Origin of the sequence: Halomonas sp. 3D7M, assembly GCF_014897885.1 — a bacterium.
Taxonomy (GTDB): Bacteria; Pseudomonadota; Gammaproteobacteria; order Pseudomonadales; family Halomonadaceae; genus Vreelandella.
On sequence record NZ_JABUZF010000160.1, the window covers coordinates 1 to 13,580 of the forward strand.

Consider the following 13,580-nt stretch of genomic DNA (forward strand, 5'->3'; position numbering starts at 1 on the left):
TGATATGTCCGTTACAACGGCTGTTCAGCCCGTACGTTCAGTCTGAAGCGGGCGATACGAATAATCTCTTTAATTGCTGTTTCACGCTCTTCAGCTAAACCATTGTGTAAGCGTGCTTCAAACGCCGCCAAAATGGCGTGGCGATCAAGCCCCTTCACCGCAATGACGAAAGGGAAGCCAAATTTTTCTTTGTAAGCAGCGTTAAGTTGTTCGAAGCGGGCAAACTCTTCAGGCGTACATTGATCTAGCCCAGCGCCTGCTTGCTCGCGTGTAGAGTCTTGGGTCAGCTCACCCGACATCGCCGCTTTGCCTGCTAAGTCAGGGTGGGCCTGAATAACAGCGATTTGCTGTTCAGGTGTTGCCCGCTGCAGCATAAGTCCCATCAGGTCAGCTAGCGCGTCAGGTGCGTCATGCGCATTGCTTAACCCTTCCTTCCAGGCTGCTTCCGCCACCCAGGGAGAGTGCTCATATACATCGCCGTAATGTTGGGTAAAGCTTTCTAAGCTGCATGTACTAGGAGCGGGCGAAAGGGTAAGTGATGTTGAGGTAGCCACTAAATTTCTCCAGTATGTTTAATCATGGGAATACTGTATACAATAAATGGTATCAACGGTACTCTTTGACCGATAGGTTAAGTCGGTCAACTGCTATCAACAGCAGTTACCAACAACTATTATCAACAACAGTCAACAACAACTGTGATTATTAAGGAGTTGCTATGGGACGGTTAACGACTCACGTACTCGATACCGCTAAAGGACAGCCCGGCCAGGGGATTACCATTGACGTGTTCCGCCTAGCAGGGACCACGCGCGAACACTTGGGCAGTGTGATTACCAACAGCGACGGTCGTTGTGATGCGCCTATCTTGGAGGGTGATGCCCTCACAGTAGGCGAGTACGAGCTGGTTTTCCACGCGGGTGACTACTTGCGCGCCCAAGGCATCGCTTCTCAAGAGCCGCGCTTTTTGGACGTGATTCCTTTACGTTTTGGCGTTGCAGATGCCAGCCAGCACTACCATGTGCCGTTACTGCTATCCCCTTATAGTTACTCTACCTACCGCGGTAGCTAGAGCTTGGCTATCTTTTCGCCGATTTTTGCCTAGCCTGACGTTCGCTCGCTGAGTTACCAGGTAAACCTGCTAGGACTTGTTTATGCAAGCATATATTATTGATTTTGCTAATTTATTATTACGTTGGTTGCACGTTATAGCCGCCATCGCCTGGATCGGTGAGTCGATCTATTTTGTCATGCTGGATAATGGCTTAAGAACGCCGAAAGCAGCCGAAGATCGTGAAAAAGGCGTATTTGGAGAGATGTGGGCCGTGCATGGCGGTGGTTTCTACCATAATCAAAAGTATGCTACTGCGCCTGCCAAGCTGCCGAATGATCTTCATTGGTCGTTCTGGAAAGCCTATACGACGTGGCTATCGGGTTTTGCCTTGTTCGTTATTCTCTATATGGCAAACCCGGGCTTCTATCTAGTTAACCCCAACAGCAACTGGGCGTGGGCGGCGAGTATGACAGGCTGGCAGGCCAATCTACTGGCGTTGGCCTTCTTGCTCGGCGGTTGGGTGGTTTATAACGAACTCTGTAAACGCATAAGCCCTAACATGGACCATGACGGTCTTCTCAGCGTTGCCGTTGCGGTGATGATGATAGTGGTCGCTTATTTAAGCACCCAGATGTTCACAGGGCGTGCTGCCTTCCTATTAACCGGGGCTGTGATGGCCACCGCCATGTCAGCCAACGTGTTCTTTTGGATTATTCCCGGCCAGCGCCGCATGGTGAAAGCCATGAAGGCAGGCGAAGCGCCTAATCCATTGGATGGTAAACGGGGCAAGCAGCGTTCGGTACATAACACCTACTTTACGTTGCCGGTAGTACTGTTGATGGTGAGTAATCACTACTCTTTCATCTACTCCCATGAGCTTTCCTGGGTGGTCATGGTACTGTTTATTTTTGCCGGTGCCCTTATTAGGCAATTCTTTGTATTAATGCACGCAGGAAAAACGCAGCCAGCCTATCCTGCCGTAGGGATAGGGCTTATTCTATTAGCGTTTTGGGTAGCCGCACCGAGCCCTAGTGCTAGTAATGCGAGCGCGTCAGGTGCGCCCAGCCAAGCCCAAATTTCAGGTTTAATTGATCAGCATTGTAGTCAGTGCCATGCTCGCAACCCTGAGCATGCCGGTTTTTCAGCGCCGCCTGCAGGCTACGCGTTTGATACTTGGGATGAAATCCTAGGACATCAAGCGCAAATTAAGCAAGTTGTCGCGAGTCGATATATGCCACTTGGCAACATCACCAACATGAGTGATGAAGAGCGCGATATTATTGCCGCGTGGGAGGAGTGATTAAAGGAGACCCTATGAGTGATGCGCAGGCGGCGTTAAAGCAAAGACCCGTAGAAAAAGAAGGCGAGGAGCGTCACGAGTCAATCTATCGCGCGGTTAGCGACGCCATTGTAGAGCAGCGGCTAAAACCGGGTGCTCGGCTGCGCGAAGACGCTTTGTCAGACGTCTTTGGTATCAGCCGTACCGGTATTCGTAAAATCTTGCAGCGCTTAGCATTAGAACAGTTGGTGACGCTCACGCCACGTCGGGGAGCCAGCGTAACACGGCCTACCGCTGAAGAGGCCAAGGATGTGTTCGACGCACGCCAGATGATTGAGTGTGGGCTAATGCCTGATGTAGCAAAGCGGATTGGAGAGAAAGAAGCCGCTGAACTACGGGAAATGGCTCGTCAAGAGCGTCAAGCGCTGCGTAATGGCCAACAGAGCATCGCTATCCGCCTGTCTGCTGATTTTCACGTGCGCCTTGCCCAGCTTTCGGGTAACGCAACGCTTGCGGAATTTGTTGAGCGTCTGTGCTCACGCTCGTCGTTGATTCTGGCGGTTTACGGTCATCGAGGCCACTTAGGCTGCGAATCCCACGATCACGATGATTTGATCGGCTATCTGGAAGCGGGCAATGGCGAGCGTGCGAAAGCGTTTATGAGCCGCCATCTCAAAGCGATTGAAGCATCACTTTCGATGGTTGAAGAAGAAGAGAATGTGCCAGACCTGCAGCAGATTTTTGGTGGTTAAGCAGGTTAAGTAGTGAAATATAAGCAGTGAAAAAGCCCAGGCCTAAAGGCCTGGGCTTTTTTGTGGAGGTAGGAAGTTTAATGCTGTGTGAGTGCTTACACCGCAGGTGCTGGGACGGCCTTAAACTGGCGCATTAAACCGTAATAGAACAGCCCACCTAACCCGGCGCCAATCAGCCAACCATAGCCGCCAAGGCTTTCGAACGCGGGCACGATGACCGTAGAGAGCGAGAATAACGCTGCACCGCCGAAAGCAATCAAGGCGCGGCTATTCCAGCCATTAACGTAGTAGTAGGCGCTGCTGGGCGCTGAGGAGAATAGCTCTTGCATATTGAGGTGTTGGCGTTTGATCAGGTAGTAATCCACCACAATGATGCCGTAAAACGGCGCTACTATGGCACCTAAGGCGTTAACGAAGCCGGGTACGCCGATTTGGCTGATCACTGAAATCCATAGCGCACCGACAAAGAAGGCAATCACTGCGGTAATCAGGCCACCCATTTTAAAACTGATTTTGCTGGGAAACAGGTTGGCCAAGTCGTAAGCCGGTGGAATAAAATTAGCGACCAAGTTGATGCCTACGGTGGCCGCGAAGAAGGTGAGGGCAGCCACAATAGTCAATGGTAGTGAATCAACACGCTCAACAATATCGGCGGGATTGGTCAGCGCATCCCCAAACAGTACCAATGTGCCAGCCGTAATGATTAGCGCAATAAACGAGAAAAAGGCGACGTTTAGTGGCAAGCCCAGCAAGTTGCCAAGTTTCATTTGGCGCTCGGTTTTCACAAAACGCGTGAAATCGCCAAAGTTAATCACTACCGCTGCAAAGTAGGCCACCATGGTGCCAACAATGGCTAGAAACGCCCCAAGACTACTGCCACTTTGCTCGCCGCTACCGCTAAAAATAGTGCTCACTGCGGGTAGCAGTTCACTTCCGGCCTGGAACCATACAATGATCATCAGTACGACCATCACCACATAAACCAGCGGCCCTGCCCAGTTTAGAAAGTGTTTGATGCGCTCAATACCCTGCCAGAAAATGGCGATTTGAAATAACCAGACAATCACGAAAGACAGCCAAGCGACCCCTGAAAGGCCCAGAAAAGTGCTGTCATTGCCGGCCCCAAACAGGGCTGTGATGAGCAGCGCCACAGCCGTTGAGGCAAAGTAAGTCTGTACGCCGTACCAAAAAATACCAACGATTGCGCGTAACAACGCTGGCAGGTTAGCCCCCCGTACTCCCATGCTGGCGCGAACCATAACAGGAAAAGGGATGCCGTATTTGACGCTTGGTTTGCCGGTTAGGTTGACCAGGAACATGACAATGACACCGGCAAGAATGATGGCTGCCATCACTGCCCAGCCATTCAGGCCGTAGGACAGAAACAGCGATGCCGCTAAGGTGTAGCCGAACAGGCTTTGAATATCATTCGACCACACGTTGAAGATTTCAAACGCGCCCCAGTTACGGTCTTGGGGCTTTAAGGGCGCAAGGTCTTGATTGTAAAGAGTGGGATCAATTTGCTTTATATCGAGATCACTATTGGACGGCTGCTTATTCATGGTTAACGCTCTCTTGTCGGAAACGATTGCCTGCTACGCACCGTGAGCAGGCAAATACGCATCATGGTTACTGGGTAAAACGTTGGCAGGCAGGCCAATGCTTCATCAGTAGGTAATAGCTCAACCCGGCAGGAATAAGGCTGGCGTACCATGAGATCGAAGAGAATGTCAGCGCGGCCACAATGCCGACTACCGTGGCAATTAAGGCGGCTTTGTTGACGCCTTGATAGGGGCCAGAAGGGTCGTATAGTTTACTAATGTCCAGTGTGCGGCGGCGGATGATGTAGTAATCGACGACGAGAATGGCAAATATAGGCCCAAGAAACGCTGAGTACGTTTGTACGAATAGCTGCAGACCAGCCGCCGACTCAGGCTGAACAAGTTTCCATGGGAAAGTGGCAAATGCCAGTAGGCCTACAATAACGGTGGCGACCGGAAACTTAAGTTTGAATACGTCCATTAATACGTAGGTGGGGGGCACCACATTATTAAGTACGTTCGTGGTTACCTGTGCAAAGGCGATGAATAGCAGCGTGGTCATTAGCAGTGGCGTGTTGTCTACAGCGTTAGCAAATACCTGAATGGGATCTGCTGTGCCTGTCGCCTCTGACACCATGTAGCCAATCAAGCCCATAAACAGCGTGCAGGGCAGAATAGACATGGCATAGATCGTTGTTAATAAGCTTTGGCGGGTGCCTTTCTTGTGCTCTCGTGAATAGTCGCTAACATTCAGCATCATGGTGCTATAAATGCCCAGAAACAGCATGGTAGCGCTCCAGAAGGGCAAGCCCCAAGAGCCTTCCATGGTCAAAATGCTGGCCGACAGCTCATCGCCGTAGCGTTGCACCGTGGCGTAGAACATATACATCAGCGAAAGCAAAATAAAGACGCTGCCGATATTCTCAAGCCATTTAATCCCCTGAAAGCCCAGCACTGACAACCCAATCTGCAAAAATTGGAAGGTAATAAAGTAGAAAATCAGATTATCGAAACCGAACAATGTGGCAGACACCATATTTAGCGCGCCTGCACCAATCCAGCTTTGAAAGCCGTACCACACCACCGCTGGCACAGCCCTTACCAAGCCAGGAATGCGGGTGCCACTAAAGCCAAAGGCGCTACGCGCTTGCACCATAAAGGGAATGCCATATTTGTAGCCAGCTGCGCCATTAACTGCCAGCGCAATACCGATCACAAAGCAGCCAATCGCTATAGCGAGTGTTGCCTGTAGTAGGTTTAAGGTGCCCACCACGCTTGAGCCCATGGCAAAGGTACCAATTGAGACGCATCCACCAAACCAGGCTAAAAAGTAGGACGTTCGCCCCATGATTCGCGTGCTTTGCGGTGCTAGGCTTTCTGCGCCGATGGCTTTGTCAGCTATTGCGGTGTTCGCAACGGATGGTTCTTCTGACGTAAGAGCAGGGTTGGAGTTGCTCATGTTTCCGTCCTCGCAAGATTATCGGTGTTATTGGCAGCCTGAGCGCATTACGCGCCCAAGCGATGCTTGCGGCATGGCGTGCTAACGGGAATACAGTTATTTTTGAAGTTATTGTTTTTAAGACCTGTTTTTAAGACCTGTTTTTAAGGCCGTCTTTTAAGGCCGTCTTTTAAGGCCAATCTTTTAAGTCATGGCTACTACGTGTTTTTTAGTGATATTTACCTTGGTGAGGGGAGGTGAAGGTCGGAGAGTGCAGAGAACTTGCCGGTAAATGCTTTCGGGCGCGGGTAGTCCAGGTCGCCATGTTTGCTGGTGTGGAGACCTAGGCTAACCAACGATTCTGCAAGCTTTAATGCGGCGCTAACGCCCTCTATCACCGGTAAGCCAACCTCGCGGGTGATTTCTTCAGTTAAGTTCGCCATCCCACCGCACCCTAAAACGATGGCACCAATGCCGTCTTCATCGCGGGCGCGGCAGCACTCTTCGACAATGCGGGTAAAGGCGGCATCAGGGTGATGTTCAAGATCGAGAACCGGAATTTCTGCAGCGCGTATGCGGCGACAGTGGTGGCGGAACCCATACTGCTCAAGCAAGTGTTCTGCAATAATGCCGGTACGCCCTAACGTCGTTACAATCGAGAAGCGGGTGCTGACCAGCGTGGCTAAATGAAAGGCGGCTTCCGCAATGCCGATGACTGGCGCGCGGGTTAACTCTCGGGCTGCGAGTAAACCAGGATCGCCAAAGCAGGCCACCACGTAAGCATCGATGCCGCCTTCACGTTCTCCTTTAAGAACTTCTTCGGCAACGCCTACCGCGCTAATGGCCTCGTCAAAATGACTCTCGATGGACACCGGTCCCGCATCAGGCTGGGTGGCGGTAACCGTTGTCGATGCCGCTGCCTGCCGCTGGGCGGCTTGATGAATGGCAGCCGTCATTGAGGCTGTTGTGTTTGGATTGATAATGCGTATATGCATGTTGAATCGCTCGCTGGTAGACAAAATTGAGCATCTTGTATACGAAAATAGGGCGGTTTTGCGTGGATCGCAAGCCTTTTTATGCGCTTAAAGTACCGACGTCGCTTGACCAAATGTTCAAGTTTCAACAGGTTAGCGACTTGCCTACTTTAAAATGCTAGCCATCTCAGCTAATTAAGCGGTTGTTGGATTGCGGTTGTTCTATAAAGTCGCTATTTTGTATACAATTATTTTCTGTATTGTAGATCTTTAATTTCAATAAAATGCTCTGCAACCAGCTATCTACAATCGTATAAAAGGAGCCGTTGAATGCCTCATTCATCTAATCGACCATCGAATGCTTACTCTCGCGACCTGGTGGGATATGGTCGCACCCCCCCTCATGCTAATTGGCCAGGCAAGGCGAAAATTGCTGTTCAGTTTGTGCTTAATTATGAAGAGGGCGGGGAGAACTGCGTCCTTCACGGCGACTCAGGCTCCGAACAGTTCCTGTCGGAAATCATCGGTGCACCGGCTTACCCGGATCGCCACTTGAGCATGGAGTCTATCTACGAGTACGGCTCCCGCGCCGGGGTGTGGCGCATTCTGCGTGAATTTGAAAAGCGTGATTTGCCTCTCACTGTGTTTGGCGTTGCCATGGCGCTGGAGCGTAACCCTGATGTCGCCCAGGCATTTAAAGAGTTAGGTCACGAGATTGCCTGTCACGGCTACCGCTGGATTCACTATCAGGAAGTGCCCGAGCACGTTGAGCGAGAGCACTTGCAGAAAGCCATGGAGATTTTCCAGCGTCTTTACGGTGAGAAGCCACAAGGCTGGTACACCGGGCGCGATAGCCCCAACACCCGGCGCTTAGTGCTAGATGAAGGCGGTTTCCTTTATGATAGCGACTACTACGGCGACGACTTGCCTTTCTGGACGCAGGTGACCGATAGTCAGGGAAGTGACCACAACCACCTGATTGTGCCCTACACGCTGGACAGCAATGATATGCGCTTTGCCGCGCCGCAAGGTTTCAACACTGCGGATCACTTCTTTACCTACCTGCGCGATGCCTTTGATGTACTTTACGCAGAAGGAGAGGAGGCGCCCAAAATGCTCTCGGTGGGCATGCACTGTCGCTTATTAGGGCGCCCTGGACGTTTCCGCGCCCTACAGCGCTTCTTGGATTACATCGAAAGCCACGACCGTGTTTGGGTGGCCCGGCGGGTTGATATCGCTCGTCACTGGGCGGAACATCACCCTGCAACTCGTTAATTAAGCAGCTTAATAGGATGCTATGACGCCGCATATCGGACAGCGGATTACCGCCCAGTTTGACGCGCTAACTGCCCAGGAGCAGCGGGTGGCGAGTTTTATCCTCGATCACTTTGATGATCTGGCGGTGTATAGCGCCGCTGATTTGGCGCGTTTGACTGGGGTGTCCAAATCGACGGTTAGCCGCCTATTCAAGCGGCTGGGGTTTGAGAGCTACCGCACCGTTAAAGACCACGCCCGCCAGCTACGTAACTTGGGCGTGCCTTTGGTGATCGACCCCAACGCCATGCAGGAAGAGGCCGGGGCACCGTTTCAGCGCCATTTGCAGCGGGAGCAGGATAATCTACAGCGCTGCTTAAACGGCATTGCGGCGGATCAATTTGCGGCACTGGTAGAGCGGTTGGATAGCGCGCGTCATGTGGTCGTGATCGGCTTTCGTAACAGCTACCCGCTAGCGCTGCATTTCCGCCAGCAGTTGATTCAAGCGCGTACCCAGGTGCGGGTGGTTCCTCACCCAAATCAGTCGTTAGCGGAAGAGATTGTCGATCTTACCGAGCAAGACGTGGTGGTGCTGTTTGGTTTTCGCCGCCGCCCAGCGGCATTTGCTTCGCTAATTGATGCACTTGAGCGAACACCTGCCAAGGTGGCCTTACTGGCTGACCCCACCGCGATCAATTTTGCCTCACAGGTAACGTGGTTTTTTGAAGCGCCGCTGGAAAGTCTCTCCGCTTTCGATAGCTACGCCGCTGCCAATAGCCTGATCTGCCTGATCGCTAACGGCGTGTTGCACCGTCGCCTTGCAGAAGGGCGAGAGCGCATCAGCGCGATCAGCGATGTTTACGCTGAGCTTAGTGAGTTGGAAGCGCCTACCATGAGCGTGGATTGGAGCGCCCAGTAGGCTTTGCACGAAAACTGTCTGCGCTCGACAATATGGCGTTAAAAATAGCCTCGTGCGCGAGTCCGATCAAAATGCTCACTTACAACCCCATCTCTGCCGTGCGCTAACCTGTCCACTGCGTTGCCTGAGCGAAAATAAGAAAGCCCAGGGCAATCACTATCCAGACGCAAAAAAGTGGGAAGAAGAATTTGACCCACTTTTGCCACGGCACACCCGCCAGCGCCAGGGTCGCCATAAAGTAGCCCGAGGTTGGGTACAGGATATTACCGATACCGTCACCCAGCTGAAACGCCAGCACTGCCGTTTGGCGGGTAACGCCGATGATATCGGAGAGCGGTGCCATCAGCGGCATGGTGACCAGCGCCTGACCGCTACCGGAGGGGACAATGAAATTGAAGCCTAGCTGGGCGAAGAACATGCCAATCGCTGAGAGCAGGGTGGGCAGGCCTCCGACGAGGTTGCCAAGCCCAAATACCAGCGTGTCCATGATTTGGCCATCTTCCAGCATCACCGCAACACCCCGCGCGACGCCAGCGATCATGGCCCCAACTAATACATCGCGGAAGCCCTGATTGAAGCCTGCGCATATTTCGTCGGTATCGAGGCCTGCGATTAGGCCCACTACAATCCCCATGATGATAAACAGGCCTGCCATCTCCATCATGAACCAGCCTTGCTGCAGCACGCCATAGACGAGTACCGCGAAGAAGGCGAAGGTGGCAACGGCAGCCAGTTTCTGGCGAGCGGTGGCGATTAACGCAGGGCTATTGTCAGCATGCTGGTATAGCGTACGTTTTTCGGATTCGCTAGTGTCACTGCTCAGCAGGCTAAGCGAGGGAGTCTGGTGCACCATGCGGGCGTAACGCATAACGAAGAAAATGGCCGCGGCTAACATCACCACAAACGCCATGACGCGCAAGCCATAGCCTGAGTAGAGAGGAAGATCTGAGAGTTGCTGCCCGAGGCCGGTATTGATGGGGTTGAGTACCCCTGTCGTGAAACCGACGGTGGTGGCACAAAGTGCCACTGCCGCTGCAGTGACTGAATCGAAACGTAAGGCAATCATTAGCGGCAAGATAACTGGCACATAGACCAGCGCCAACTCCTGGGTACCGATAACCGTCGCGATCAGTGCAAATACCGTCATTAATACGGGGATAGTGAGTAAGCTCTGTCGTGCAAAGCGACGCGTCAGCTTATCAACGCCTATTTCAATAATACCGGTGCGCCTTAGCACCATGAACATACCGCCAATCATGAAGGTGAAAAAGACGACTTCACCGGCACTCATCAAGCCATTCGGAATCGCCAGCATAAAGTCGATGATTCCAATCGGTGAGGAGGCGATCTGTTCATAAGAGGTCGGGTCAATAGTGATACGTCCGTTCGGTCCAGGAACACGCTCGAACTGCCCGGCAGGCACGAAATGCGTCGCTATTGCTGCTAAGCCGATAAAAATGAACAGAACCACGTAAATATCAGGGATCCGACACCAGCTTTTTTTAGCCGCTGGGCTATCAGAGGAAGACGAAGAGGGGGGGCGTTGGGACATGTTATGCCTCGCGTTATAAGACCGCCATACATGACGGCTATTGTTATTAATACTTACCTGGAGCAACGACATGGTCTGTGGAAGCAACGAGCAGGTCGACCAAAGTTGCTGTATATGGGCATATCCGTATAGTTTTAGAGTTATGAAACGAAAGTTGCTAAATAATTTACTCTTGGGAGAATTGTTTCACAAGTATTTCGTTAAATCGCTTTATTGTGGCTCATTAATCTTGTATACAATATGAGAGTATTGTGTCTTCACTAAGTCATATAGGTTCCAAAATGCCAGCTAACTACTACGCCCCTACGGGGGGGCATCCGCCACAAACACAGCTAACCGCTGACCGTGCCGTGTTCACAGAAGCGTATGCGTTGATTCCCAAAGGCGTGATGCGCGATATCGTCACCAGCAACTTGCCTTTCTGGGAAGGCACTCGGTTATGGGTGCTGGCGCGTCCGCTTTCAGGCTTTGCTGAAACGTTCTCTCAATACATTATGGAAGTACAGCCTGAGGGCGGCAGTGAAAAGCCGGAGCTAGACCCCCAGGCCGAAGGCGTACTGTTCATTGTGGAAGGTGAGTTAACGCTTACTCTGGCGGGTGAGCGTCACACCATGCGCCCCGGTGGCTATGCGTTTCTTCCCCCAGGTAGCCACTGGCAAGTGCGCAATGAGTCATCTGCGCCCGTACGTTTTCACTGGGTGCGTAAAGCGTATCAGTTTGTGGAGGGGCTAGACGTACCGAAGGCTTTTGTCACCAATGAGCAAGATATTGCTCCCCTCGAAATGCCGGGAACCGAAGGTCGCTGGGCAACCACGCGCTTTGTCGATCCTGCTGATGTGCGCCACGACATGCACGTCAATATCGTGACTTTTCAGCCAGGTGGCGTGATTCCTTTTGATGAAACTCACGTGATGGAGCATGGGCTTTATGTGTTGGAAGGGAAGGCGGTGTATCACCTTAACCAGCAGTGGGTTGAGGTAGAGGCTGGCGACTTTATGTGGCTTCGCGCATTCTGCCCTCAAGCGTGTTACGCCGGCGGCCCAGGGCCATTCCGCTACTTACTGTACAAAGACGTCAACCGCCACGCCGCACTCAAGCTCTAGCATTGAGCTCAGGCGGTTAAGTTCTGGTATATAAGTTCTGGTATATAAGTTCCGGCGTTGGCTGCTTCGCTGTGTTGTTATCCGGAGAAGCAGCCTATTTTAGGATTTTATAATGATTAAATTGATAGCCGAACCGCTAACAGCCGAGGCGTTTGCGCCTTTCGGCGATGTGATCGATGCCCGCACGTCGGCGTCGTTTCCCATTAATGCTGGTCGTACCCAGCGCCATCATGATCTGGCGAGCGTTGAGACATTAGGCGACAACGCCCATGCGCTGATTAATATCTTTGTCAGCCAGCCGATTACGTTACCGTTGGAATTAACCTTTTTAGAGCGCCACCCTCAGGGTAGCCAAGCCTTTATGCCTCTGCATCAAGAGCGCTTTATTGTGGTGGTAGCCCCTCCTGGTGACACCATTAACGCTGCAGATGTACGCGCGTTCGTTACTGATGGCCGTCAGGGCGTCAATTATCGGGCAGGCACTTGGCATGCTATTCAGTCGGTGCTTGAGCGTGAGGGCGAGTTTTTAGTGGTAGATAGGGGAGGTGATGGCAATAACTGCGATGAGTATTCGCTTGATATTACCGTTACTCTAGGCGAATAACTTGCGCTAACAGCCTACGGTTGTCATCTTGCTCAGGTTAGCTTTTGACTGAACGAGAAAAATAGAGCGCACATTGCGCGTAGGAGACCAGCATGTCACAAGCCCACCGTTTGCCAAAACTACTCAAAATGCTGCGTCACTACGACGATCCAGTCAGCGGTGCGGATCTGGCTGAAGCGCTAGGTATACCGCTGAGTGTTCTCTACAAAGATATTGCTGTGCTTAGAGCCGTTGGGGTCGAGATTGTTAGTGAACCAGGCCAAGGCTATGTGCTCCCGTCTAGCGCTCAATTACCTCCCCCAACGCTTTGCGAGCCAGCCGCCGAACGGTCTGACGAACTGGTTTTCTATACGCATCCCCTTTCGCGGGGAGGCATTGTGCACTGGATGCTTGAAGAGCTTGGTGTGCCTTATCGCTTAGTGGTCCTGGAGTACGGCTCCACAATGCATTCGCCAGACTATTTAGCCATCAACCCGATGGGCAAGGTACCAGCTATTCGCCACGGTGAGCGAGTGGTCACGGAGGCTGCCGCTATCTGTGCTTATCTTGCCGATGCCTTCCCCGAGGCGGGTTTGGCACCGCCGCTTTCAGCAAGAGGTGACTATTATCGCTGGTTATTCTTCGCTGCTGGGCCGCTAGAAGCCGCTGCCTCGCTTAATAGCTTGGGCTTCCAACCTAATGCAGAGCAGCGGATGCGGCTAGGTTCTGGCGACTTTGCGACGGTGATTGAGGCTCTGGCTGCGGCCGTCAATGGACGCCGCTACATCGCTGGTGATGCTTTTAGCGCCGCCGATGTTTATGTCGGTTCCCACATTGGATGGGGAATGCAGTTTGGAACTCTTCCACGCCGTCCTGAATTCGAACATTACTGGGCGGGGCTGCAAAACCGTCCTGCACGACAGCATTGCGAGCTGTTCATCCAGCAGGCGTTGACACAGTAGTTGCCCTGTAAAATGGTGACGCGCCAGAGGTAGTCGTCCCCACGCTGATGAACGCTTATTAAGTTTTTATTCTCATTCTATTAATAATTAGGAAAATTATGAACGCACTGCACTTCTCTTCGATCCGTCGTACTAAAATTGTCGCCACCCTGGGCCCCGCCAGCGACCG

At 52.2% G+C, this 13,580-nt stretch carries 13 protein-coding genes; 8 read left to right on the forward strand and 5 right to left on the reverse strand.

All coding sequences use genetic code 11. From position 1 onward, the window contains the following. Nucleotides 1-11: 11 nt before the first annotated feature. Entirely contained in the window at nt 12-554 is a 543-nt protein-coding gene (uraD, locus tag INT22_RS07675) for a 2-oxo-4-hydroxy-4-carboxy-5-ureidoimidazoline decarboxylase (RefSeq protein WP_038477902.1), read from the reverse strand. A gap of 164 nt (nt 555-718) precedes the next feature. On the opposite strand from uraD, the gene uraH reads away from it, so the two are divergent. From uraH to INT22_RS07690, 3 genes are all read left to right on the forward strand, one after another. Then, complete coding sequence (gene uraH, locus INT22_RS07680; protein ID WP_095604053.1) at nt 719-1,072, forward strand: hydroxyisourate hydrolase; 354 nt, start codon at nt 719-721, stop codon at nt 1,070-1,072. A gap of 82 nt (nt 1,073-1,154) precedes the next feature. After that, complete coding sequence (locus INT22_RS07685; RefSeq protein ID WP_193067989.1) at nt 1,155-2,354, forward strand: urate hydroxylase PuuD; 1,200 nt, start codon at nt 1,155-1,157, stop codon at nt 2,352-2,354. 14 nt (nt 2,355-2,368) lie between these two features. Next, nucleotides 2,369-3,085, forward strand: coding sequence for a GntR family transcriptional regulator (locus INT22_RS07690; protein ID WP_089039719.1), 717 nt, complete (start codon nt 2,369-2,371; stop codon nt 3,083-3,085). A gap of 95 nt (nt 3,086-3,180) precedes the next feature. Here the strand turns inward: INT22_RS07690 and INT22_RS07695 are convergent, their stop codons facing one another. The 3 genes from INT22_RS07695 to INT22_RS07705 form a co-directional block, all read right to left on the reverse strand. Further along, nucleotides 3,181-4,647, reverse strand: a complete 1,467-nt coding sequence (locus INT22_RS07695) for an NCS1 family nucleobase:cation symporter-1 (protein WP_193067990.1) — start codon at nt 4,645-4,647, stop codon at nt 3,181-3,183. A gap of 67 nt (nt 4,648-4,714) precedes the next feature. Continuing rightward, nucleotides 4,715-6,085 carry an NCS1 family transporter gene (locus INT22_RS07700; protein WP_193067991.1) on the reverse strand — a complete coding sequence of 457 codons (1,371 nt, stop codon included), beginning with the start codon at nt 6,083-6,085 and terminating at the stop codon, nt 4,715-4,717. 218 nt (nt 6,086-6,303) lie between these two features. Then, nucleotides 6,304-7,059, reverse strand: a complete 756-nt coding sequence (locus INT22_RS07705) for an aspartate/glutamate racemase family protein (protein ID WP_095604049.1) — start codon at nt 7,057-7,059, stop codon at nt 6,304-6,306. A 309-nt stretch (nt 7,060-7,368) separates the two neighbouring features. On the opposite strand from INT22_RS07705, the gene puuE reads away from it, so the two are divergent. After that, nucleotides 7,369-8,313, forward strand: coding sequence for an allantoinase PuuE (gene puuE / locus INT22_RS07710; protein WP_089039715.1), 945 nt, complete (start codon nt 7,369-7,371; stop codon nt 8,311-8,313). Between the two features lie 22 nt (nt 8,314-8,335). Then, nucleotides 8,336-9,211 (forward strand): MurR/RpiR family transcriptional regulator, encoded by an 876-nt coding sequence (locus INT22_RS07715; protein ID WP_193067992.1) that lies wholly within the window; start codon nt 8,336-8,338, stop codon nt 9,209-9,211. A gap of 103 nt (nt 9,212-9,314) precedes the next feature. On the opposite strand, the gene INT22_RS07720 is transcribed toward INT22_RS07715, so the two are convergent. Continuing rightward, nucleotides 9,315-10,763 carry a YfcC family protein gene (locus INT22_RS07720; RefSeq protein ID WP_193067993.1) on the reverse strand — a complete coding sequence of 483 codons (1,449 nt, stop codon included), beginning with the start codon at nt 10,761-10,763 and terminating at the stop codon, nt 9,315-9,317. Between the two features lie 281 nt (nt 10,764-11,044). On the opposite strand from INT22_RS07720, the gene INT22_RS07725 reads away from it, so the two are divergent. From INT22_RS07725 to INT22_RS07735, 3 genes are all read left to right on the forward strand, one after another. Next, nucleotides 11,045-11,866 (forward strand): bifunctional allantoicase/(S)-ureidoglycine aminohydrolase, encoded by an 822-nt coding sequence (locus INT22_RS07725; protein WP_193061824.1) that lies wholly within the window; start codon nt 11,045-11,047, stop codon nt 11,864-11,866. 112 nt (nt 11,867-11,978) lie between these two features. Continuing rightward, nucleotides 11,979-12,470 (forward strand): ureidoglycolate lyase, encoded by a 492-nt coding sequence (locus INT22_RS07730; RefSeq protein ID WP_089039711.1) that lies wholly within the window; start codon nt 11,979-11,981, stop codon nt 12,468-12,470. 92 nt (nt 12,471-12,562) lie between these two features. Then, complete coding sequence (locus INT22_RS07735) at nt 12,563-13,411, forward strand: glutathione S-transferase N-terminal domain-containing protein (RefSeq protein ID WP_193067994.1); 849 nt, start codon at nt 12,563-12,565, stop codon at nt 13,409-13,411. The last annotated feature ends 169 nt before the right edge of the window (nt 13,412-13,580 follow it).